This window comes from Shewanella sp. GJ50-10, assembly GCF_055808815.1.
In genome coordinates this window covers 2,472,709-2,495,486 of record NZ_JBVVSS010000001.1, presented here as the reverse complement: position 1 = coordinate 2,495,486, position 22,778 = coordinate 2,472,709, and the positions used below count along the sequence as shown (strand labels likewise).

19 protein-coding genes are annotated in these 22,778 nt (G+C 39.2%); 8 read left to right on the top strand and 11 right to left on the bottom strand.

Annotation, left to right across the window (positions count from 1 at the left end):
• The first annotated feature begins 27 nt into the window (after positions 1-27).
• From sucC to AC0L4E_RS10470, 4 genes are all read left to right on the top strand, one after another.
• Complete coding sequence (gene sucC, locus AC0L4E_RS10485; RefSeq protein WP_220754210.1) at positions 28-1,194, top strand: ADP-forming succinate--CoA ligase subunit beta; 1,167 nt, start codon at positions 28-30, stop codon at positions 1,192-1,194.
• Positions 1,194-2,066, top strand: a complete 873-nt coding sequence (sucD, locus tag AC0L4E_RS10480) for a succinate--CoA ligase subunit alpha (protein WP_220754209.1) — start codon at positions 1,194-1,196, stop codon at positions 2,064-2,066. The genes sucC and sucD overlap by 1 nt, the downstream gene beginning before the upstream one ends.
• Before the next feature lie 196 nt (positions 2,067-2,262).
• A complete protein-coding gene (locus AC0L4E_RS10475) occupies positions 2,263-2,763 on the top strand; it encodes a GNAT family N-acetyltransferase (protein WP_473681608.1) in 501 nt (166 codons plus the stop codon).
• 37 nt (positions 2,764-2,800) lie between these two features.
• A complete protein-coding gene (locus tag AC0L4E_RS10470; protein WP_473681606.1) occupies positions 2,801-3,781 on the top strand; it encodes a putative porin in 981 nt (326 codons plus the stop codon).
• An 80-nt stretch (positions 3,782-3,861) separates the two neighbouring features.
• On the opposite strand, the gene fur is transcribed toward AC0L4E_RS10470, so the two are convergent.
• The gene (gene fur, locus AC0L4E_RS10465) at positions 3,862-4,293 is read right to left on the bottom strand and encodes a ferric iron uptake transcriptional regulator (protein ID WP_473679136.1); all 432 of its coding nucleotides are present in this window, start codon (positions 4,291-4,293) and stop codon (positions 3,862-3,864) included.
• A 341-nt stretch (positions 4,294-4,634) separates the two neighbouring features.
• Between fur and cobB the strand changes: the two genes are divergently transcribed.
• Together cobB and AC0L4E_RS10455 are read left to right on the top strand one after the other, a co-directional pair.
• Positions 4,635-5,393: a Sir2 family NAD+-dependent deacetylase gene (gene cobB / locus AC0L4E_RS10460; RefSeq protein WP_473679135.1), complete on the top strand. Its 759-nt coding sequence runs from the start codon at positions 4,635-4,637 to the stop codon at positions 5,391-5,393.
• Between the two features lie 62 nt (positions 5,394-5,455).
• Positions 5,456-5,914, top strand: coding sequence for an ATP-binding protein (locus tag AC0L4E_RS10455; protein ID WP_473679134.1), 459 nt, complete (start codon positions 5,456-5,458; stop codon positions 5,912-5,914).
• Between the two features lie 90 nt (positions 5,915-6,004).
• Here the strand turns inward: AC0L4E_RS10455 and AC0L4E_RS10450 are convergent, their stop codons facing one another.
• From AC0L4E_RS10450 to ggt, 6 genes are all read right to left on the bottom strand, one after another.
• Positions 6,005-8,062 carry a bifunctional 2',3'-cyclic-nucleotide 2'-phosphodiesterase/3'-nucleotidase gene (locus tag AC0L4E_RS10450; protein ID WP_473679133.1) on the bottom strand — a complete coding sequence of 686 codons (2,058 nt, stop codon included), beginning with the start codon at positions 8,060-8,062 and terminating at the stop codon, positions 6,005-6,007.
• A 480-nt stretch (positions 8,063-8,542) separates the two neighbouring features.
• Positions 8,543-10,732, bottom strand: coding sequence for a M3 family metallopeptidase (locus tag AC0L4E_RS10445; RefSeq protein WP_473679132.1), 2,190 nt, complete (start codon positions 10,730-10,732; stop codon positions 8,543-8,545).
• 241 nt (positions 10,733-10,973) lie between these two features.
• Complete coding sequence (locus AC0L4E_RS10440) at positions 10,974-11,369, bottom strand: type 2 periplasmic-binding domain-containing protein (protein WP_473679131.1); 396 nt, start codon at positions 11,367-11,369, stop codon at positions 10,974-10,976.
• A gap of 11 nt (positions 11,370-11,380) precedes the next feature.
• Complete coding sequence (locus tag AC0L4E_RS10435) at positions 11,381-12,583, bottom strand: porin family protein (RefSeq protein WP_473679130.1); 1,203 nt, start codon at positions 12,581-12,583, stop codon at positions 11,381-11,383.
• A 76-nt stretch (positions 12,584-12,659) separates the two neighbouring features.
• Positions 12,660-14,276 (bottom strand): methyl-accepting chemotaxis protein, encoded by a 1,617-nt coding sequence (locus tag AC0L4E_RS10430; protein WP_473679129.1) that lies wholly within the window; start codon positions 14,274-14,276, stop codon positions 12,660-12,662.
• Between the two features lie 481 nt (positions 14,277-14,757).
• Positions 14,758-16,512, bottom strand: a complete 1,755-nt coding sequence (gene ggt, locus AC0L4E_RS10425) for a gamma-glutamyltransferase (RefSeq protein ID WP_473679128.1) — start codon at positions 16,510-16,512, stop codon at positions 14,758-14,760.
• Positions 16,513-16,601: 89 nt separating this feature from the next.
• Between ggt and AC0L4E_RS10420 the strand changes: the two genes are divergently transcribed.
• Both AC0L4E_RS10420 and AC0L4E_RS10415 read left to right on the top strand, forming a co-directional pair.
• Entirely contained in the window at positions 16,602-17,777 is a 1,176-nt protein-coding gene (locus AC0L4E_RS10420; RefSeq protein ID WP_473679127.1) for a GNAT family N-acetyltransferase, read from the top strand.
• Between the two features lie 192 nt (positions 17,778-17,969).
• Positions 17,970-19,058 carry a GGDEF domain-containing protein gene (locus tag AC0L4E_RS10415; protein WP_473679126.1) on the top strand — a complete coding sequence of 363 codons (1,089 nt, stop codon included), beginning with the start codon at positions 17,970-17,972 and terminating at the stop codon, positions 19,056-19,058.
• A gap of 45 nt (positions 19,059-19,103) precedes the next feature.
• Here the strand turns inward: AC0L4E_RS10415 and AC0L4E_RS10410 are convergent, their stop codons facing one another.
• From AC0L4E_RS10410 to sbcB, 4 genes are all read right to left on the bottom strand, one after another.
• Positions 19,104-19,394 (bottom strand): putative quinol monooxygenase, encoded by a 291-nt coding sequence (locus tag AC0L4E_RS10410; RefSeq protein WP_473679125.1) that lies wholly within the window; start codon positions 19,392-19,394, stop codon positions 19,104-19,106.
• A gap of 97 nt (positions 19,395-19,491) precedes the next feature.
• Positions 19,492-20,115, bottom strand: coding sequence for a LysE family translocator (locus AC0L4E_RS10405; RefSeq protein WP_473679124.1), 624 nt, complete (start codon positions 20,113-20,115; stop codon positions 19,492-19,494).
• 169 nt (positions 20,116-20,284) lie between these two features.
• Positions 20,285-21,175 carry a cytidine deaminase gene (cdd, locus tag AC0L4E_RS10400; protein WP_473679123.1) on the bottom strand — a complete coding sequence of 297 codons (891 nt, stop codon included), beginning with the start codon at positions 21,173-21,175 and terminating at the stop codon, positions 20,285-20,287.
• Between the two features lie 60 nt (positions 21,176-21,235).
• Positions 21,236-22,648: an exodeoxyribonuclease I gene (gene sbcB / locus AC0L4E_RS10395; RefSeq protein WP_473679122.1), complete on the bottom strand. Its 1,413-nt coding sequence runs from the start codon at positions 22,646-22,648 to the stop codon at positions 21,236-21,238.
• Between the last annotated feature and the right edge of the window lie 130 nt (positions 22,649-22,778).

Below are 22,778 nucleotides of genomic sequence, written 5' to 3'. Positions count from 1 at the left end.
TTTTAAGAAGTATATGGATAGATCATCATGAATTTGCATGAGTATCAGGCAAAATCCTTATTTGCCGAATATGGTTTACCAGTTTCTGAAGGCTTCGCTTGCGATACAGCCCAAGAAGCGGTAGAAGCTGCTGGTCACATTGGCGGTAATATGTGGGTTGTTAAGTGTCAAGTACACGCAGGCGGCCGTGGTAAAGCAGGTGGCGTTAAAGTTACCGGCGATAAAGAAGAAATCAGAGCATTTGCTGAAAACTGGTTAGGTAAGAACTTAGTCACTTACCAAACTGACGAAAAAGGTCAGCCGGTTGCTAAAATTTTAGTTGAAAGCTGTACTGATATCGCAAACGAATTATACCTTGGTGCAGTTGTTGACCGTGCAACACGTCGTGTTGTTTTCATGGCTTCAACTGAAGGTGGTGTTGAGATTGAAACTGTTGCAGAAGAGACTCCTGAGTTAATTCACAAAGCAATCATCGATCCATTAGCGGGTCCTCAGCCATACCAAGCACGTGATCTTGGCTTCAAGTTAGGTTTAAACCCAACTCAAATGAAGCAGTTCACTAAAGTGTTCATGGGCTTAGCTAAAATGTTTGAAGACCATGATTTCGCTTTACTTGAAATCAACCCACTTGTTATCACTGACGAAGGCAACATTCACTGTCTTGATGGCAAAATCGGTATCGATGGTAATGCTTTATTCCGTCAACCAAAAATCCGTGAAATGCACGATCCATCACAAGATGATGCACGTGAAGCACACGCAGCTAAGTTTGAACTTAACTACGTTGCACTAGACGGAAACGTTGGTTGTATGGTTAACGGTGCAGGCCTAGCAATGGGTACTATGGACATCGTAAACCTACACGGCGGCAAGCCTGCTAACTTCTTAGACGTTGGCGGCGGGGCAACTAAAGAACGTGTTGCTGAAGCATTTAAGATCATTCTTTCTGATTCAAATGTTAAAGCAGTATTGGTTAACATCTTCGGTGGTATCGTACGTTGTGACATGATCGCTGAAGGTATTATCGGTGCAGTTAAAGAAGTCGGTGTTCAAGTGCCTGTTGTTGTTCGTCTTGAAGGTACTAACGCTGAATTAGGTCGTGAAGTTTTAGCTAACTCAGATCTTGATATCATTGCAGCTACAAGTCTAACTGACGCAGCTGAGCAAGTTGTTAAAGCTGCGGAGGACAAATAATGTCTGTATTAATTAACAAAGATACTAAAGTTATCTGTCAAGGTTTCACTGGCGGTCAAGGTACTTTCCATTCTGAGCAAGCAATTGCCTACGGTACAAAAATGGTTGGTGGTGTATCTCCAGGAAAAGGCGGTCAAGTTCATTTAGATCTTCCTGTCTTTAACACTGTTAAAGATGCTGTTGCAGAAACAGGCGCTACTGCTTCTGTAATCTATGTACCAGCTCCTTTCTGTAAAGATGCTATCTTTGAAGCGATTGACGGTGGCATTGAGCTAATCGTTTGTATCACTGAAGGTATCCCTACGTTAGATATGCTTCAAGTTAAAGTTAAACTTGAAGAAACTGGCGTACGTATGATCGGTCCTAACTGTCCAGGTGTTATCACTCCTGGTGAGTGTAAGATTGGTATCATGCCTGGTCACATCCACAAGCCTGGTAAAGTTGGCATTGTTTCACGCTCTGGTACATTAACGTACGAAGCAGTTAAGCAAACTACCGATGAAGGTTTTGGTCAATCGACTTGTGTTGGTATTGGTGGCGACCCAATTCCTGGTACTAACTTCATCGACGTATTGGAAATGTTCCAAAACGATCCACAAACTGAAGCAATCGTAATGATTGGTGAAATTGGTGGTACTGCTGAAGAAGAAGCGGCTGAATACATCAAAGCTAACGTAACTAAACCTGTTGTTTCTTACATTGCTGGTGTTACTGCACCAGAAGGTAAGCGCATGGGTCATGCTGGCGCAATTATCGCTGGTGGTAAAGGTACTGCAGAAGATAAATTTGCAGCACTAGAAGCGGCTGGCGTAAGCACAGTTCGTTCTTTAGCTGATATCGGCAAAGCTTTACGTACTAAAACTGGCTGGTAATCACTAGTTAGATTTAGATAAAGGCGCTTCGGCGCCTTTTTTGTTATCTATATTAAATGCCTCATATGTTCAAACATAGAAATTAACAATTAATATATGACTAAACAGTCGTTTATGTTTTAATCATTGATTCGTCATCATTTGTATTAACACTGAACGTAGATTAAGGATAATCATGGCTAAAGCTCTTCCTGACATTATTGCCGAAACCGATAGGCTTATCATTCGTCCATTTAATGAAAATGATGTAGAAGCTATTTTTAAAATGAACAGTACTTTAGAGATGTTAACTTATATTCCTCAGGAACCTCTGACGGATATTTCTCAAGCTAAAGCAGTGTTTAACAATCTTATTCAAAAAGAATATAGCAGCCGAGGTTTTGCCCGTTTTGCTGTGTATCATAAGCAAGATGATAAAGTGATTGGTTTTTGCGGCCCTAAATATTTACCTGAGTTCGATAAAGTGGAACTTGGATATCGATATTTCCCTGAATATTGGGGAAAAGGGATAGGAACCGAAGCTGCTCATGCCGTCATTGAGGTACTAAAACCTATGTTTGATATCGACCAAGTCATTGCACTTATTCTTCATGGCAATGTAGGGTCTGAAGCGGTGGCGAAACGAGTAGGTATGTGTTTAGTGGAAGAAGATGTATACCAAGGACATAAGGTTCATGTATATCACAGAGATTTGTAAGTAATTAATTTTATGATGTTGTTTTTGTAAATAACTTCTGGTTAAATTAGCTTTCTCTAAGGAAAGAGTCGATCATTTAATTAATGATTGGGTTAATGGAAACCTGCATATTCAGCCGACTCTTTCTTGTTTCATAACAAGGAAAGAACATGATTCAAAAAAACTCCATTTAGCAATTCTTGCTGGTTTATCAGTCTTAGCTTCTCCTGCAATAGCGAATAATTCATATCAACATGACGCTACACTCACTTATGCCGATCATTCTGAAAATGATGATGGAAGCGGCACATTCAATGTAAATTATCGTTATTATTTTTCAGAAGTTAATCAGAACAATAAACCTTATTTGTTGACTGGTATTTTAAGTCAGACTTCAAATATCGGTGGTTACTATTCAGGTGTCGGTGAAGATTATGATGTTTATTCTGTAAATGGCGAGTATGTACTTGAATCAAAATGGTTTATAAAAGCGGGTTACCATAATTTTGAAACTGACAATGGCTTTGATAGCGATAATTATTCTTTAACTGGGGGCTACTATTTTAATAATACAAGCTCGGTTTATTTAGAGTATATAAACTCATCTAGTGGTTATGATAATAGCGGTACAGGGGTTATCGAAAAGTCATCGACAGATTCTGATACTTTCACATTAGGCTTACAGAGTTACATGCCACTTGAATGGACAACTGGGATAAACTTTGAGGCGAGGTACAGCTATCAAGATTATCAAATTGATAGTCATTTCCAAGTACCTGATTTTTCTTCAAAGCGATCTGATGGGGATACTACTTCTATGATAGCTCTCGCTGCTGATTTATTTATCACTAACTCATGGTCTGTAGGTATGTCTTATGCCTATGATTTTGACAACAGTGATAATGATAATTGGGATATTTCAACAGACTATTATTTACCTATCACCAACAGTATTGCTGCAGTTTTTGCTATAAATACCAATTTAGATTCAGACATCGATGGCTTTGGCTATAGTGCAGGTATTAATGGACGCTTTTAACATCAAAGTTGCTTGATAGTGCAATCAAAAAAACCAGCATAATGCTGGTTTTTTTATGAAGCAATAACAAGGCTTACGAATTACTCGTCTGCGTGATCGCAAGTATCGTTAGTGCAATGGCCATATAAGTATAAGCTGTGGTGAGTCAGCTTAATATTATGACGCATAGCAATTTCATCTTGGCGACGTTCAATAACTTCATCCGAGAATTCAATAACTTTGTCACAGGTTAAGCAAACTAAGTGGTCATGATGCTTCTGAGTCGACATTTCAAACACTGCTTTACCACTTTCAAAGTGGTGGCGGTTTAGAATACCTGCATCGTCAAATTGGTTTAATACACGGTAGACAGTTGCCAAGCCGATTTCTTCGCCAATATCGAGTAATTTTTTGTATAAATCTTCAGCACTGATATGTTGGTTTTCAGGGGCTTGCATCAATTCTAGAATTTTGACTCGTGGCAGGGTAATTTTTAATCCTGCTTTTTTGAGTGCTTGATTTCCATCTGTCATCGCTAATCTCTTGATTGCAGAACCTTAAAGGTTCGTCCGTGGATAGTTGAGATCATTATATGTGGTGTAATACCAAACTGGAACCTTTCATCGAGGTTTATCGGCATATAACAGTGAATTTTCTTTCATCATCTCAATAAAACAAGCTGTTAAGTTAATAAATGGACAATAGTCTTACTTATACTAAGGGATTATTGAGAGTGTTAGCTATTTATATCACTATTAAGCTATAGAGATGTCTAGTAGGGTTTTAGGCTTAGCTAGAAGATAAAGACGAAGCTAGTGGCTAGATGTTATGGTATCGACATCTGGCTTAATATAATAAAAATAAGGAAATCAGTATGTATCAGCAGATTGTTGTCTTAACCGGCGCAGGTATTTCAGCTGAGTCTGGGATTAAGACCTTTCGCGATCAAGACGGGTTATGGGAACAGCATCATATAGAAGATGTGGCTACGCCTGAAGGTTATGCTAGAGATGTTGATTTAGTTGAAAGGTTTTATAACAGCCGTTGGGAGAATCTCCATAGCGGTGAGGTGACACCCAATGCTGCCCATGAAGCATTAGCGAAACTTGAAGCTGAGTTTCCGGGTAAGTTATTAGTCATTACTCAAAATGTCGATGACTTACATGAACGTGCGGGTTCAAAGCGTTTATTACATATGCATGGTGAGTTGTCTAAAGGTCGTTGCCCGCAATCATTACAAACCTTTGTTCTACGTGAACCGTTTAGTGAAGAAAATTGCTGTACTTGTTGTATCCCAGCCAAACGTTTACGTCCGCATATTGTCTGGTTTGGTGAAATGCCATTTGGGATGGACAGAATTCATGATGCGTTAGATAACTGTGATTTATTTATCGCGATTGGTACTTCTGGTACTGTTTATCCTGCTGCAGGTTTTGTTGATAGTGCTAATCATCATGGAGCGCAGACTGTTGAAGTTAACTTGGTTGAAGCTGACAGACACAGTCAATTTCAATATCATTTAACAGGCAAAGCGGGAGATATTGTTCCTCAATTAGTAGAGACAATTTTATCCGGTGAAACAGTGGGTAACCAGACGTTTAATGAACAACTAGCCAATGCTTTATCTGCATAGTGCTGTTCAATTAAAATGCATTTAGAAAGTGTGGTATTTCATAGCAAAAATAGAGAGAGCTTATGAAGCAGCAAGGTAAACTTGCCATCATTATGCGAGGGTTGCCTGGCAGCGGGAAATCTTTTTGGGTGAATAAATACCTTAAGCAGCTCGGTTTAGAACAAGCGTTGCATGTAAAACAACATGGTTATTTTTCCACTGACAGTTATTTTGAAAAACAGGGTAAATACCAATTTAATCCTAAGTTGCTTAGTCAGTACCATCAAGCTAATTTAACATCGTTTATCAATGCCATGGCTAATAATGAGCCATTAGTCATTTGTGATAATACGAATGTAGCAAAATGGGAATATATGGCTTATGAGGCAGCAGCTAAGTCACTAGGTTATCAAGTTCGAGTTGTGCTCATCGGAGAGCCTAAAGATTATCAGCACCAAGAGTTGTGTGCTGAAAGAAATAGCCATCAAGTACCATTGATTCAAATTAAACGGATGGCAAAATTATTTGAGCTAGATGACTAGGTAAACAAGAAAGTTGAAATAAAAGGCGCTTATTAGCGCCTTTTTGATATTTACTACGATACTAAATGATTCAAGCGTTTAGTATGAGTATTAGTTTTGCAAATCAATATTATAAATGGCAAACCCGAATTCATCAGTTAAATCTGTGCGCTTGGTCATTGGACGGACTTGGTAATCTTCGACAAATTTATCAGCCGTTGCACTGTCTTGAGTTTCAAAGCGAATATCAAGTTTAGTACTCGTGTCAATTGTCACAAAGTCCCAATTGTTGTCAGCACTTGGGTTGACTTCACCGTTTGCTTCAGACTCTTCTGAAATATATTGAGCTAACGCTTCGCGATTGGTATCAGGAAGCTCCATCACCACGAAATCAGCACCTGTTCCAGCAAATTTCCCACCAAATGCGCGGTAGTTGTTTGATGCTATGATGAACTCTTTACTTGCTAGTTCTTCACCTGTAAAGGTTACGCCTTCAGCATCGGTATAGCTTAAATCTACAATACGGTTTGCATCGGCATTAACGACAGCACAGTCACCATCAAACTTTGTTGGTTGAGTGACGTCAATTTTATAACTTACACCATCAATGACATCGTAGTTATAAGTTCTGTGTGTATCCCAGTTGATTAAGCTTTGAGCTTCGGTAGAGTTCGGATTAATTTGATTAAACTGATTCGCACTACATTCAAGCCAATCTTTAACTTCAGCGCCAGTCACTTTTACCGCTACCATTGTGTTTGGATATAGGTATAAATCGGCAGCATTTTTGTAGGTTAAATCACCAGCTGGGACTTGCACATAACTATCAGCATCAGATGTAGTGCTATGACGACCGCCAGCTTTAAACGGAGCAGATGCTGATAATACTGGAATACCTTTTAATGCATCTATTTTATCTGCAGCTTCTGCGACTGCAGCAATTTGTGCATTTGAAACAATCTGTACAGTAGGATCATCTTGAACTAATGATAAGAAGCTATACATATCTGTAGATGACTTACCAATTGGTGCATTCACATATTCAAGAGTAGCGTTGTGTTCAACTTCTACCATGGCATGAATTTGTACGTCAGCTTCTACTGAGAACTCTTCTGTGGTATCTGTCGCTTTGATGAAAATTGGGCGAGCATGGGACAAACTGTTAGAGACTGTCCATGCACCGTCTTCTTGAATAAGGGTTAAATCAACAACACCTAAGTTGTCACCCCAACGACCTGGCATTACTGCAGCTACACCATTGATGGTGCCTTTTTCGATATCTACATTGGCAACGTCAGCAAATTGTGAGCCTGGGAATACTGAATGGCTGTGACCAAACATAATGGCGTCAATACCATCTACAGTAGTTAATGCCCATGTCGCATTTTCAGCACTCATGTCGCTTGGGTTTTCAGATGAGCCGATTCCTGAATGAGGGATTGCAACAATAACATCAGCGCCTTCAGCTTTCATTTGAGGAACGTAACGTTCTGCTGATTCAACAATGCCTCGTGCAACGACTTTGCCATCAAGGTTTTGTTTGTCCCAAATTTTAATTTGTGGAGGAACAAAACCGATATAGCCGATTTTTATGGTGTGTTCATCGCCATTATTATCAACGACAAGCTGTTCTTTTATGATGTAAGGCTCAAATAATGGTTCGCCAGCTTTAACTTCTCTGAAGCAATCGTCAACTTCACAATAGACGTTGGCACTGATATAAGGAAAGTTTGATTCAGAAGTCGCTTGATCTAAAAAGTCCAATCCATAGTTAAACTCATGATTACCTATGTTACCGACTTCATAATTCAGCGTATTCATTGCTTTGTATGCTGGGTGAGTGTCTGTTAGTTGGTTTGTTGATTTAAATTCGTGGGCAATGTAGTCACCCATAGGGCTACCTTGAAGTAGATCACCGTTATCAACTAATACACTATTTTTAGATTCAGCACGGGCTTCGTTAATAAGTGCTGCGGTGCGAGCGAGACCAATTGTTTTATCCGTTTGACCACTGTAATAATTGAAATCCATGATATTGGCGTGAATATCACTGGTTTCCATGATGCGTAAATCAACTTCCACAGTTTTCACTTTATCGTCTGAAGAACTGCAACCTGTAATCCCAAGTGCACCCGCAATAACAACTGCTAATAACTTTTTGTTTAACATACGTTTCTCTCTTTTTTCCTGACCCCGGAGCTTATTGTTAACTTGCTCCATATTGTTGTAATTAATATGGAATATGCTTTCCTTGTATTAATCGTCAGCAATTATATACAAAGTAAATTACAGTGTTGCGACTTGAGAACAATAATTTAAAATAAAGTGATTAATTTGATTTGAATGTTAATTTTTGAAGTTTTGTGCTAATTGAATGTTTTAAATGGTGTTTTGAACTTTAGTTGGGTCTTGTTTAGAAACTTCTTTAGGAATTAACTATGCTTCCGTCGCGGACTAATTATTTATTCCAAGTCATTTGGTTTAAGTTTTAAACAATGATTTAACACATAGTGTTTGAGATAATTGTTGAGATTCTATTAAGTTAAAATTGGCTTTAAAAACTAGTTAGAAGTTTGATGTGATAATTTGAACTTGATAGTTTTAGATATGAAAAAGGCGCCGTAGCGCCTTTTTATTAATGAAGGTAAATTACTTATCTTCTAATAAACCACGGCTTCTTAATAGTGGTTCGATACCCGCATCTTTGCCGCGGAATTGACGGTAAAGTTGCATCGGATCTGCGCTGCCGCCTTTAGATAAGATGTTATCTCTGAAGGCTTGTGCTGTAGCAGGATCAAATATGCCATTTTCTTTAAACGCTTCAAATGCATCAGCGCCTAAGATATCAGACCATAAATAGCTGTAGTAACCAGCCGAGTATCCGCCTGCAAAAATGTGCGAGAAATAAGTGCTACGGTAACGTGGTGCAATTTCTTTGATTAAGCCCATGTTAGCTAAAGAGTCTGCTTCAAATTTTGCGGCATCGCGAACTTTGGTGTCAGTCAATGTATGCCAATCTAAATCAAGCTTGGTTGCTGCCATGTATTCAACGGTTGCAAAACCTTGGTTGAATTTACTCGCCGCTTGGATTTTTTCGACTAACTCTTGCGGGATCACTTCACCTGTTTGATAGTGCTTAGCAAATTGAGCTAATACTTCAGGTTGAGTCATCCAGTTTTCCATTACTTGAGAAGGGAACTCAACATAATCTCGTGGTACAGAAGTACCTGCTTGAGATGCGTACTCTACATCTGACAACATTCCATGTAGTGCATGACCGAATTCATGGAATAAAGTGCTTGCTTCATCGAATGTTAATAATGCCGGCTCATTTCCAGTAGGGCGAGGGTAGTTCAGTACGTTTACAATAATTGGCTTAGATTCAACGCCATTCATATTGTACTGCTGACGGTACGAATTCATCCAAGCGCCACCACGTTTGCTGTCACGTACGTAATAGTCACCCATAAATACAGCTAGGAAAGAGCCATCTTTATCGTACACTTCCCAAGTTCTGACATCTTCATGATACTTTGGTAAATCAGTACGTTCTTTTACTGTTATCCCGAACAAACGGTTAGCAGTGTAAAAAACGCCATCTAAAGTCGCTTCTAATGAGAAGTAAGGGCGAGTTTGTTGCTCATTAAAGCTGTACTTACCGACTCGGATTTGATCTGAGTAATACCACCAGTCCCAAGCTTCAAGTTTAAATCCACCACCTTGGCTGTCGATTAACGCTTGCATATCTTTCACTTCAGCGTTGGCTTGTGCTAATGCCGCAGGCCATACTTTGTCTAATAAGCCGTAAACATTTTCAGGTGTTTTTGCAGTACGTTCTTCTAATACGAAGTGAGCATGGGTTTTGTAACCCATTAGCTCTGCTTTTTCTGCACGTAGTGCTGCAATTTTAGCTAAGGCTTTTTTGTTATCGTTAGCATTATCGTTATTGGCGCGCTCGATGTAACCCTTGTAAATGGTTTCACGTAATTCACGATTTTCAGCATAAGTTAAAAATGGTGTAATAGAAGGGCGCTGAGTAGTAAATACCCATTTACCATCATGGCCACGTTTTGTTGCAGTGGCTGCTGCTGTGTCAATAATATCTTGAGGAAGGCCTGCTAAATCAGCTTTGTTATCAATAACAAGTTCAAATGCATTGGTTTCAGCAAGTAAGTTATCACCAAATTCTAGGTTTAATTTACCAATTTGCTCGTTAAGAGAGCGCAATGTCGCTTTATCTTCAGCTGATAAATTTGCGCCACCGCGTGTGAAGCGCTTATAAGTGTCTTCTAATAATTTGGCTTTAGCAGTATTCAGATTAAGTTTATCTGCTTGCTGATGAACGGCCTTAACACGTTGGAAAAGCGCATCGTTAAGCAGAATATCATCACTTGCTGCTGACAGCATTGGTGATACTTCTTTTGAAATAGCTTGGATTTCTGGGTTAGTGTTCGCACCTGTTAAGTTATAAAACACACTGGCCACTTTAGTGAGTAGCGCGCCTGAGAACTCCATTGCTTCAATGGTATTTTCAAATGTAGGCTTTTCAGGGTTTGCGACTATAGCGTCAATTTCAGCTTGTCTTGCAGCGATTCCAGCTTTAAATGCCGGTAAATAATGTTCATCTTTAATTTTATCGAAATCAGGGATTTCCATAAATGTGCCGTAAGGCTTAAAGAATGGGTTGTTTGCATTCTGAGTGATAATGTCAGATGCAACTACATTTGGCGCTTGTGCGGCTTGAGTCGATGCAGTGTTTGTTGAGTCGTTTGCACATGCACTAAGCATGACTGTTAATGCCATGGCTGAAATCAGTGGTTTGAGGGTTAATCCCTTCATAGTTATTTCCCTGTTTGCATAAAATGGTTAAAAATGAGCCTTTAGGAAAAAAAGAACCTTAAGCTCTTATATATCATCATTATTAGATTATGATTTGTGAATAGTTTACCAAGTTTTTGTCGCTTTCATGTTTTAGTTTGTAACAAAAAATAAAGGGACCTGATTTAACATCAGATCCCTTTAAGTTATTTCAATCAGTTGGGGAATAAATGAAATAACCCATAAAGCAATATCTTATAGATTAAGGCTTTAAAATCACTTTTACACTGCCATCAACATCGGCTTCGTCAATGTAACCGATAGCATTCGGGTTCGATGCTATAGCGGACTTCATTGCCGATGCACTTGATACTGTTGCTGGTGGGTTTCCTTTACCAGTAAACACTTGCTTAGACCAAAAAGCTTTTAACTGAGAATCAGACTTACCAGTTACAGTGCTATGAAACTCAGAGCGGGTAGCATTGCCTTCAGCTAGTTCGTAAACAACAGCAGACTTAGAGCCTTTGCCTAAGAATAGTTTTTTAGCATCTGAAGCTGAGATATCTGCAGCGCCTGGTGCGCCAATAACCACTACAGCCGCTTGAGCTGACATGATAGAACAAACGCTAAGCGCTAAAATTGATAGTACTTTTTTCATTTTATCGCTCCTTAAAATACGACGTCGAACTGAACTGTGTAAACGGTAGTGTCATCAAACTCTTGGCTGATATTAGTATCAAAACCACCTGAAGTATCACCGAAGTCAGTTGCGTGAGTTACATCAAACTTAAGCGCTAAGTTATCCATTGCATCCCAACGAACACCAGCACTGTAGGCAGTACGCTCACCATTGAAAATGGCAGCATGTACTGGGTTTGTACGCACGTCATTGTCTTTTGTTTCATAGTAAGAAGCGGTTACATATGGCGTGAATGCATTAATACGGTATCCTAAAGTTAAGTAACCAGCATCAGAGTCTGGGTATTCAGCATCTGTCTCAATGCGCGTCCATTCAGCAATGGCTAAGAAAGAGCCATTGTCATAGCTTCCGCCCACACCGACAAATGTACCTTTAGCATCATCAATATCCAAAATATCGACGGTGACATCAATTGAAATAGGTAAGCCTGTTGATGGATCAATACCGCCATCAACAGCAGTTTGACGTGTAACTGTACCGTCAAGAGTCGCTTGGCCGTATACTGCGCGGAAGGTCCAGGTTAAATCGGTCCAGTTAACGTTTGCACCAATTAGATTACCAATATCAATACCTGCTTCTTCAGATTGACCTCCAAAGGCTTGAATTGTTAGCGTTGAATCATCAAACTCTACATCGTAACTTGCGTCACCACCTGTGTAAGAGGTGAATGGTACCGCGTCATAAACTTCAGAAGGTGGACGTACAAATGGTTGTGCATAACCGACATCTAAGTAGTCAGAGTACATGAATAAAGGCACACGTAATTTACCCGCGCGTGCTTGTAATCCATTTTCAAAGCGGTGAGAGATATAAGCCCATTCTGCTTCTACGTCCCAGTCATTGCTGCCTTTCATCATAAGCTGCATCACGGCTTGAGTTTGATCTGTTATTGCAAATGTACCTTGAAGGCCAAATTTGCTGCCGTCATCGAAGTTCGCTGAGGTAGTCGCACCTGCATAACCAGCATTATTATCAGAGCTGATATAAGCGCCAGTCATAAAGCCGTTAAAGCTAAAACGCTCAGTTAAGCTCGCTGTTTGGCTAGCTTGCAGCGACTGTACTTGTTGCTCAAGTTTGGCAATTTTTTCTTCACTTGTTTCTTCTGCTGCAACGTATGCAGGAAGCATGGCTACTGAAATAGCTAATGGTAGCGCTTTCAAGTTGAATTTCATGGTGTAACTCCTGTTCATCTTATCCCAAGGATATGTTGTATTTCATTACCTTATACTTTTTAAGGTATTATTTTTGTTAGACTTTAAATTGACCTGTTATGGTTTGAAGTTGTTTGCTGACTCCTTCAATGTCATAACTGATCCCGCCCATTTCATCCGTGGTCATTTTTACTTTAGCGGCATTAGTTTCAATATCGGCAACATACTGCTGAATGAGCTCTGAAGTGTTGTGTTGCTCTTCAGTGGCTGCAGCAATTTGGTCGTTTACGACGGTAATCGCACTGACTTTGTTGGTAATACTGATTAATGCATCTCCTGCTAATGAAGTGGTTTTAACACCTTCTTCAGCGGTTACAATTCCACGTTGCATTGCATCAACTGCTTGAGTTGAAGTAGAGCGGAGCTCTTGCAACACTTGTTGAATTTCTTGAGTTGACGCTTGTGTACGAGAAGCAAGGGTTCTCACCTCATCGGCCACAACGGCAAAACCTCTTCCTTGTTCACCAGCTCGAGCAGCTTCAATTGCTGCATTCAAGGCAAGTAAATTTGTTTGATCTGCAATACCACGAATGGTATCGAGAATATCGTTAACGTTACTGGTGAACGCTTCGAGTTGATTGACAACGACTGCCGTTGTTTTTACTTCTTCAGCTAATTTATTAATGGTTGTGATGGCTTGAGCAACAATCTCTTGGCCTTGTTTAGCCTCGTCATTGGCGTTATCGGCTTCAGAAGCTGCGTTGGCGGCATATTCAGCAATATGTGCTACGCTGATGAACATTTCACGCATTGCATGTGAGATTTTTTCAACTGATTCATTTTGTTCAATTACTGTGGTTTCACTGTTTTTGCAACTTTCTAATAGAGTGTGCGACACAGCGCTTAGGCTATTTGTTGTTTGTTTAGTGTCAGCAATAGAAACTTGTAGCTTTGAGACAAACTGATTAAACCAATGGACTAATGTCGCGATTTCGTCTTTACCGGTATATTCAATACGTGAGCGTAAATCACCTTCACCTTCGGATATATTTTGTAAAGAGTTGGTCACGCTTTGTAGAGTGACAATAATAGAGCGGTTAACCAAAATCCCTACAATGATTAAAAATATGGATGCCAAAATACCAATAGTTAACATTGTATAGGCTGCAGTTTCAGAGCTATTAAGAGTTGAGCTGATACTTGCTTTAAATTGCGTTGAATAATCTGATTGCTTATTACCAAAGACGATTAACAGATTTTCATATCTTTTGGCGTTCTCTGCTGCTTGACGTTTAATGTTATTAAAATCAATATCATCTTTTAAAAATTCAGCCACAAGCAATTTTGCATTGTCGTGGTAAACCGTAAGATCAACTTGCATTTTAGTCGCATCGTTTATTTCGGATGGCATTAACGATTTCACAGTATTTAAATTACTGTGGATTTGTTTAACCATATTATCAGCAGTGACCAATGAATCTTCTTCACCTGTGGTGACAGCTGACTGGATATTCTGATCTAATTGTAAAAGCAGCCCTTCATTAATAGTGGCTAAATTTAATACGGGGTAGAGTTGTGATTGAAGTCCATTTAAACGTTCAGCATTTTGTTGCACGCTTTGATTGTTAATTACTAGAGAAATAACAAACGAAGAAATTGCAACGACTGTTAATAAAGCGATCCTATGCTTTATTTTTAAGCTGTCTAACTTCATCAAGTTGGGCCTGTTTTTAAGTTTTATTTTCGAGTTTTGATTTATTCTTTTTACGTTAATTTATTGTTGTTTCTATTACGGCAACTCTCCATCTTATTAGTAAATCATTTCATTATTTTAAATTAGTAGGTTGAGCATAAAATGAGCAGCATATAAATGTGCTATATAAAATTATTAAAGTTTTAGGTCTATCTTTTGCTTGTTTAATCCTAACCCTTTGTTAATAAGTGTTGCGGATTGGTCGCTGTAGCATTAATGGATGTTAAGCTTAAATTAATGAGTGTTAACAAGTCTGTTCTAGCAATAACACTATCGGCAAAAAAATAATTTCTTAATAGTTGGGGCGAATATTTATGAAATATTTAAGCGAAGACGAACTTTAGGAAGGGTATTAATGTAGTTAGTAACCATTCTTATTTTGATGGTAAATAAGAATGGTTTAATTATTAATTACTTAAGATTGAAATCTAAATTAGATTAATTAATGGCCTAATGATTCTGAACCTGCACGTCTGGGGTCGGATGCACCATAAATACCATTTTCGGTGACAACAATAGACTGGGTACTGCCCATAGCACTGCTGGTTTTCACTTTGTGACCTTTAGCCTCCAATAGAGTCACTGTGTCATTATTTAAGCTGGTTTCAACACCAATATAGTCTGGCAACCACTGATGGTGAATCCGTGGCGCGGCAGTCGCCTCTGCAATATTTAAATGGTGATCCACTACATTCATAATGACTTGCAAAGTGGTTGTGATAATCCTTGAGCCGCCTGGACTTCCGGTCACTAAAAAGGGCTTTCCATCCTTCATTACAATAGTAGGGCTCATTGAGCTCAGTGGACGTTTATTACCTTGTACCGAGTTAGCTTCACCACCAATAAGTCCATAGCCATTTGGACTACCAGGTTTTGCAGAAAAGTCATCCATCTCATTGTTGAGTAATATTCCAGTTCCAGCTGCAACTAATCCAGACCCATAACTAAAGTTAAGAGTATAGGTATTTGATACTGCGTTACCCCATTGATCGACAACTGAGTAATGCGTGGTTTGATTACTCTCATAAGGGGCAATATCTCCAGCTTTGATTTCTGAACTTGGGGTGGCTTTGTTATAGGCAATCTTTTTGGCAATACTATCTGCGTATTTCTGGCTGGTTAACTCATCAACTGGGACTGGGGTAAAATCTGGGTCGCCAAGATATTCACTTCTATCAGCATAAGCATGCTTCATCGTTTCGACCATCAAATGTAATGTTTGAGCAGTGTTATGGCCAAGTTTTTGTATCGGATAATTTTCTAATACATTGAGCATTTCAATAATATGAATACCACCAGATGAAGGCGGCGGCATAGCAACAACTTCATAGCCTCGATATTGGCCTCTAACAGGTTCACGCTCTACGACTTGATAGTTTTTAAGATCATCTAACGTCATTATGCCGCCAGCTTGGTCAATTGCGGCGACAATTTTTTCAGCCGTTTCACCTTGGTAAAACCCTTTACTGCCTTGTTTGGCGATTAATGACAAAGAGTGGGCTAAATCTGTTTGTACTAATGTGTCGTTTACCGAGAAACTATCACCATTTTTTTTGTAAAAAATTTCAGCTGAACTAGGCCATTGTGAAATTCGTCTTTTTAAGCCATCTAGAGAATCGGCTAAATCAGAGTTCACTCTGATCCCATCTTTAGCCAGTGCGATTGAAGGCTGAATAACTTCATTTAAACTCATAGTGCCATATTTGGCCAAAGCTTGCTCCAAACCCATGACAGTCCCCGGTACGCCCACGGCTAAGCCGTGTTCGCGGCTTAGCTTTGGGTTGGCATTGCCTTTTTCGTCTAAGAATATATCTTTATGTGCGTTTGAAGGTGCGGTTTCGCGATAATCGATGGCAATGGTTTTATTGTTTTCAGCAAGGTGAACCAGCATAAAACCACCGCCACCTAAATTACCCGCACGGGGTAGCGTAACTGAAAGTGCAAAACCCACCGCAACAGCAGCATCAATGGCATTACCGCCTTTTTTGAGAACGTCCACTCCAATGCGGGTTGCTAATGACTCTTGACTTGAAACCATGCCATGTTCAGCCCAAATGGGTTGAGCTGTAGCTGCTCTGCTATATATGGACTGCTCATTAGCAGCCTGTACTGAATAGGTAGAAATTGATGAAAAACCAATTGCTAGTGCAATAGAAGTTGAAATGACGATAGGTTTCAACTGAGAAAAGATACCCATTTTCAGTCCTTTGTAATTGTAATCATGTTTTGCAATGTGCCATAAGTATGATCTAATGCACAATATCTAATGCTGTTTTTTGAGGAAATATGTCAGAGTTTTTAGTTGAAGATAGGCTTGATGATATTGAACTGAGTTTTTATGATTCAGTTGCCTCAATTGGCCAGTCTAATTGGCAGCGAGTTTTTAGTGACGATAATCCATTCACACAGTTTGAGTATTTGTTGGCATTAGAGCAAAGCTTGAGTGTATGTCTTGAATCTGGTTGGCACCCGAAGCATTTAGTCGTGACATCAGCAAAAGAAGTGATCGCCATTTTACCTTGTTATGAAAAATCTCATTCTTGGGGGGAGTATGTCTTTGACTGGGCTTGGGCCGAAGCCTATGAAAGAAATGGCTTGGAGTATTATCCTAAGTTAGTGGCAGCCATTCCGTTTACGCCTGTATCTGGTCAACGTATTGGCATAGCGGCAGGCGTATCCCAAGTTGGACGTGAATTAGTCATTAATAAAATCTGTCATTGTTTAAATCAAACAATTGATGAGAAGCAATTCTCGTCATGGCATTGTTTGTTTTTACCTCAAAGAGATTTTAACCATCTAAGTCATTGCTCTATTTCAAGAATAGGAACACAGTTCCATTGGCAAAATAAGCAATACCAAAGCTTTGATGACTTCTTAAATCAATTAGTATCTAGAAAACGCAAAAGCATTAAAAAAGAACGAAAAGCTGTAGCTGAATTTAACTACAAATTTATTGATGGTGATAAGGCTACACCAGAACAATGGCAAGGATTTATTCATTGCTATCAACAAACTTACCTTAAACGTTCGGGTCATACGGGCTATTTAAATGCTGACTTTTTTACTCAAATAGCCTCAACAATGGGCAGGCAAGTCCGTTTATTACTAGTCACCAATACAGATGGAAACCTGATTGCATCGGCCTTGTATTTTATCTCTTCCACACATCTTTATGGTCGCTACTGGGGCTGTTTACAAGAGGTAGACGGCTTACACTTTGAAACCTGTTATTACCAAGGGATTGAATATGCAATACAACATGGGCTAGCAATATTTGATGCAGGTGCGCAAGGGGAGCATAAAGTCGCTAGAGGGTTTGAACCCATTGCAACGTACTCAAATCATGAAGTCATTCACCCTGAGTTTAGAAAGGCGATTTATGATTACTGCCAGCAAGAGCAGCTTCATATAAAGCAATACATGCAGCAGATATCTGAAAAGCTGCCCTATAAATTGCAATAGCCCATACCTTATTGAATACCGGCTAAGGCTAAGCAATTTTATCATTAATTAATGAAGAGTCATCAAAGTTATAATAGGATTTAATTTACTCTAATCTGAGTCAAAAGCGCTTATCTAATTTACCGTGTGTTTTAGAATTACCCTAAAAAACGTGCTAGTGTTTACAAGTCTTTAACTTAGTCATTATCCCATATGAACTTAAAAACCATTATAAATCTGGGCACCAGCAGACAATCGTTCTCTTCCGCAAATCGCACTCGAACAATGAATATTATCGGTTTAATCACCGTGGTTATTTCACTGCTTTACTCTGTCAATTACTTATTTTTCCTTGAAAACCGTACGGTAGGTTTTATCAATTTAGTTTTCACAGTCGCCTATCTTTTCACTATTGCTTTCAGTGCAAGCCATCATCCTAAATTGGCTAAGATATGGTTTTTTAGTGTTTTGATGGTTCATCTATTGGTTTGCACTAATGTGTATGTCACTAATGCTAGTGGTTTTCATCTTTATTTTTTCCTCGTGCCCACAGGTGCTTTTTTATTATTTGAGTTACGAGAAAGAGTAGAGCAAGTATCACTGAGTTTAATCGCATTAGTGCTATTTTTTTATTGTGAAAATACCTTTAATACTGATCCATTGATTGTGTTGACGGAACAAATGAATCACATGCTTTATCAGTCAGTTGTGTTTGTAACCATGCTAGAAGTCATTTTTGTACTGTATATATTTGCCAAGCAAATTGATAAAAATGAGCAGCAGTTGATATTACAAGCTACAACGGATTCTTTAACACGGTTAGCCAACAGACATTATTTTTTTGAGGAAGGTAAAGCTTTATTTGAAAATGCGGTGGACAATAAATTGCCATTCACTTTAGTGTTGTTAGATTTAGATTTTTTCAAAAAAATAAATGATCAATATGGTCACCTTGTTGGTGATAAGTGTCTTATTGAAGTGACAAGTACCATTAAAGCTTTATGTCGCGAACATGACTTATGTGCTCGAATAGGTGGGGAAGAGTTTGTAGTGGCTATGCCCAATACATCTTTAGCTGATGCACAAAAGGTGGCTGAGCGAATGAGGAAACATATTGAGGAATGTAAGATCTCGTTGTCAGAGTCCCGAAAGTTGACATGCACTGCAAGCTTTGGGCTTGCAGATAAAACGCAATGTGCTACTGAGCTTAAAGACTTATTAATTCGCGCTGACAAAGCATTGTATGTGGCTAAAGAAAACGGTAGAAACTGCGTGAAACCTTACTGTGAACAAGCGGCATAAGTGTTGGTTTAAACATTTTTACTGAATTAGCATTATTTTAATGGTTTAAATTTCGCTGGTGGAATAATGCCGTGATGCTGATTGGCTCACTTTAAACCAATTTGAATGCTTAACCCTCTTCTGGTGCCATTCAAAAGCAGCTTTATCAATAAATGCTTCATCCACATCAAATCGCAAAGGGGCAATGATATTTTGGGCGACCTTAAATCTGATACAGCCCGCTTCATTTAAGGTTAGCTGAGTATGTATTGCCAATTCAGCACGTATGCATGCTAAATCTTCATCGCTTGTGTTTTGAGGGAACTGGAGATAACCCGTTAACAGAATCTTAGGCATGACTTCCTTGTTTTAAACCATTGTAATGAGCTTTCTTCAATCTACTTTTTTAAATCAACTTTCTTTAAGTAAAATGTCTTTAAATGAAATGTTTACATTACCCCAGCGCCAACCAAAAGCCGACGCCAATCATTAAGCTTCCTGCTATGCGATTCATTAATTTGATGTTATCGCCACGAGATAAGAACATTCTTAAGCTTTTACCACCGCTTGCGTAAGCTAGCATTGATACGCTTTCTGTCACCATGATAATTGAAAGCAGCCAAAATAATTGAGGTGCTACGGCTTTATCCACACTGATGAAGGGGGGTAGTAATGAGATCATAAATGCCCAACCTTTTGGATTGGCAATTGCCGTGACAAACCCTTGGGAAATTAGCGAGTAATTACTGATGGAATTATCTGTTTGTTGTCCTTCAATAATGGCCATTTTGCCCTTTGAGCGCCACATGTTAATACCAATGTAGGCAAGATATGCGCCGCCAACCCATTTTAATACAGCAAATACATCAGGGTAGTTAAGCATCACACTAGCAACCCCCATGACTGCGGCAATTGCCACTAAAGCAACACCTACCAGTTCGCCGACCATCATCCAAAGTGTACGTCTAACACCAATACTCATGCCAAGTGTCATGGCTAAAGTCATGCACATACCTGGGGTGATAGAAACGAAAAAGAAAGTTGGAATGAACACTGCTAATACTGCAAAATCTGGCATGAATTGGAATTCTTAAATGAGAAAAGCTTGAGTGTAAGGATTTAATGCATTTGTGCAATATAATTTTTAGCCGCACAGTCTACATATAATGAGTTATGAAACAAAAGATGGAAATGCATATGACGCTTTGGAGCGAGCCAAAGCATCATATGTATTATTGGGTCAATTTCTAACTTGGCTCTACCACAATGTGTTCAAGCTCAATTGCCGCAACAGCTTGTAAAGTATCCATAGTTGCATTAACAAGGCTAATTTTACCCGCTGAAGACTCAATGAGTACGGCGCGATTAATGTCAGTGTAATCACGGTTATGGCGGATTAAGTTAGACAAGGCCATTTGCATTGGCATCATTGAAGGGTTAAATGCGGCGTTTTCTGCATAGCGGCCACAATAGGTTTTACCGTCTTTGGTTTCAATCACAACAGCAGCAAAGTTTTTGGTATAAGGAGCATAACTTAAACCTGCTTGATCAACGGCTTCAATGATCATTGGATCATCAGAGTTTAAACTGAACTCAATATTGCTTTTAGACAATAGAGGTTTAGTGACCTGTAAATCCTTAGGGCCAAAAGCGTAAGGTAAGTAATGTGCCAACAATTGTGGCTGCTGGCCAGGTAAGTGGATTTTAATATCAATACCGCTGACTAATTCATTGATGAATTGGCGACAATGGCCACAAGGGCTGAAGTTGACGACAATATCAACAATTTTCTGCTCGCCATTAAGCCAGGCATGACTGATAGCGCTTTGTTCTGCGTGAACGGTGTGAAATAACGCTTCTGAAGATAGTTCGAAGTTAGCGCCCATGTAGATGTCACCGCTTTCACCTTTTGCGATAGCGCCAACGTAAAACTCACTGATACTAGGTTTCGCTAATGCGGCTGCAATAGGTAATAAATTTAATAGTAAATCTTCTTCGGTCATTTCACTTACTTTAACAAGCTCAGCAAGTTGACTAGCATCAATATGACCGCAAAAATCCTCATTAAGTAGTGGGATTAACGCTGTAGCTACCGGTTTTGGTAGTTGGGTGATGCTATCAATGAAACGATTTTGCATGACCAATTCCTTTTTATTAAACAATAAGTGCTAATTAAATTATCTATTAGCTTAAAACGCTTAAAGTGATTGCAAGTATAAACAAAGTGCTTTTAATAACTTCTGCTTGTGTTCATTCTCGCTGGTTTCTTCCAATAAGTTTTCGAGATTAATCACATAATCAGCATCAGATAAGCGTTGCTGACAAAATTCTCGCCATATAAGCGATTCGTCATGATTAAGGGTTTCTGGGTAATTACGGGCTCGATAGCGGAAAAACATTTTATCTAAACGTTCGTCTTCAAAATCAAGTTGCAGCGCCGCGAGGTTTTCTGGACTCGTATTACGGATCATTTCCATTTTGGCTTTATCTGCATGACTAAAGAAACCGCCGCTATATAGCATTAAGTCAGGATCTGTAGCTACAGGATGATCATTGATTTCGAATACTGCTTGTAGTTTTTCTCTTAATTCAGGGTGCTGTTTAAATAACTTATATTGGCTGCGAGCAAATTCCATATCAAATTGATGGCGCTCAGCGACTTGTTCAGTTAATAACTTTGGCGTGCCAATAAAAGGACATTTATTCAAATGAATTTGTTTAAGTGCTATAGGCAACTCATCTGGTGCCAGTTCACTTCGCGGCGTATACATACGCTGGGCAATGTCTTCTGCTGGTAGCTCAACAAGTGGAGTTAAATCCATTGCAAGATTAACGCATATCATGGCGTTTTTATTGGTTGGATGCGGAGCTACGGGAGCAATTAAAGTCACACAGCCATTAGCCGCGCTAATTTTTGAACTAACGTGCACAAGCGGTTGCATGAAGTCGCCTTGAATAAGCTCTGCGACTTTCTTCTTATTACGAAGAGTAAAATAATATTCGTACAGCTTGGGCTGTTTTTCTTTAATCAGTTTTGCAATCGCAATGGTGGCGTATACATCACTCATCGCGTCATGAGCTTGCTCATGACTCAAACCATTAGCTTGAGTTAAATGCTCTAGTTTGAAGCTTGGTGAACCATCTTCTTTTAACGGCCAATTAATGCCTTCTGGTCTGAATGCGTAGCAAGCACGAACAAGATCAATAATATCCCAGCGAGTATTGCCATTTTGCCATTCACGGGCATAAGGGTCGATGAAGTTACGGTAAAAGCCATAGCGACTAACTTCATCGTCAAATCGTAAAGAGTTATAACCAACAACACAGGTATTAGGCTGGGTAAAAATACGATTGATCCGCCCCATAAACTCTGTTTCTGCCATGCCTTTTTGGTTAGCAAGTTGAGGCGTAATGCCTGTGACTAAAATGGCTTCGGGAGAGGGCAAATAGTCAGTGGACTGTTTACAGTAAAAATTTTCAGGCTCACCAATGATATTTAGGTCTAAATCAGTTCGAATGCCAGCAAACTGTGAAGGGCGGTCTTTTGCAGGACTAACGCCAAACGTCTCGTAATCGTGCCAGAAGAGGGAAGGTTGTGTTGTTTTATTCATAATAGTGTTTTATTGTCCGTAAGGTATCGATTTTGTAGCGTTTTCGATAATTTACTGTCCAGTGTTGTTTGTTTTAAGTTGTTTTTGATTGCTACTGTTTAACTGTTTTGTGTACACTGTTGTGTCCATA

Excerpts from the sequence above, each read along its gene's own strand:
- AC0L4E_RS10435 (WP_473679130.1), bottom strand. The coding sequence starts at position 12,583 with ATGAAATTCAACTTGAAAGCGCTACCATTAGCTATTTCAGTAGCCATG.
- sucD (WP_220754209.1), top strand. The coding sequence starts at position 1,194 with ATGTCTGTATTAATTAACAAAGATACTAAAGTTATCTGTCAAGGTTTC.
- AC0L4E_RS10415 (WP_473679126.1), top strand. The coding sequence starts at position 17,970 with ATGAACTTAAAAACCATTATAAATCTGGGCACCAGCAGACAATCGTTC.
- fur (WP_473679136.1), bottom strand. The coding sequence starts at position 4,293 with ATGACAGATGGAAATCAAGCACTCAAAAAAGCAGGATTAAAAATTACC.
- AC0L4E_RS10420 (WP_473679127.1), top strand. The coding sequence starts at position 16,602 with ATGTCAGAGTTTTTAGTTGAAGATAGGCTTGATGATATTGAACTGAGT.
- sucC (WP_220754210.1), top strand. The coding sequence starts at position 28 with ATGAATTTGCATGAGTATCAGGCAAAATCCTTATTTGCCGAATATGGT.
- AC0L4E_RS10430 (WP_473679129.1), bottom strand. The coding sequence starts at position 14,276 with ATGAAGTTAGACAGCTTAAAAATAAAGCATAGGATCGCTTTATTAACA.
- ggt (WP_473679128.1), bottom strand. The coding sequence starts at position 16,512 with ATGGGTATCTTTTCTCAGTTGAAACCTATCGTCATTTCAACTTCTATT.
- AC0L4E_RS10445 (WP_473679132.1), bottom strand. The coding sequence starts at position 10,732 with ATGAAGGGATTAACCCTCAAACCACTGATTTCAGCCATGGCATTAACA.
- AC0L4E_RS10440 (WP_473679131.1), bottom strand. The coding sequence starts at position 11,369 with ATGAAAAAAGTACTATCAATTTTAGCGCTTAGCGTTTGTTCTATCATG.
- AC0L4E_RS10410 (WP_473679125.1), bottom strand. The coding sequence starts at position 19,394 with ATGCCTAAGATTCTGTTAACGGGTTATCTCCAGTTCCCTCAAAACACA.
- AC0L4E_RS10450 (WP_473679133.1), bottom strand. The coding sequence starts at position 8,062 with ATGTTAAACAAAAAGTTATTAGCAGTTGTTATTGCGGGTGCACTTGGG.
- AC0L4E_RS10405 (WP_473679124.1), bottom strand. The coding sequence starts at position 20,115 with ATGCCAGATTTTGCAGTATTAGCAGTGTTCATTCCAACTTTCTTTTTC.
- cobB (WP_473679135.1), top strand. The coding sequence starts at position 4,635 with ATGTATCAGCAGATTGTTGTCTTAACCGGCGCAGGTATTTCAGCTGAG.
- AC0L4E_RS10455 (WP_473679134.1), top strand. The coding sequence starts at position 5,456 with ATGAAGCAGCAAGGTAAACTTGCCATCATTATGCGAGGGTTGCCTGGC.
- sbcB (WP_473679122.1), bottom strand. The coding sequence starts at position 22,648 with ATGAATAAAACAACACAACCTTCCCTCTTCTGGCACGATTACGAGACG.
- cdd (WP_473679123.1), bottom strand. The coding sequence starts at position 21,175 with ATGCAAAATCGTTTCATTGATAGCATCACCCAACTACCAAAACCGGTA.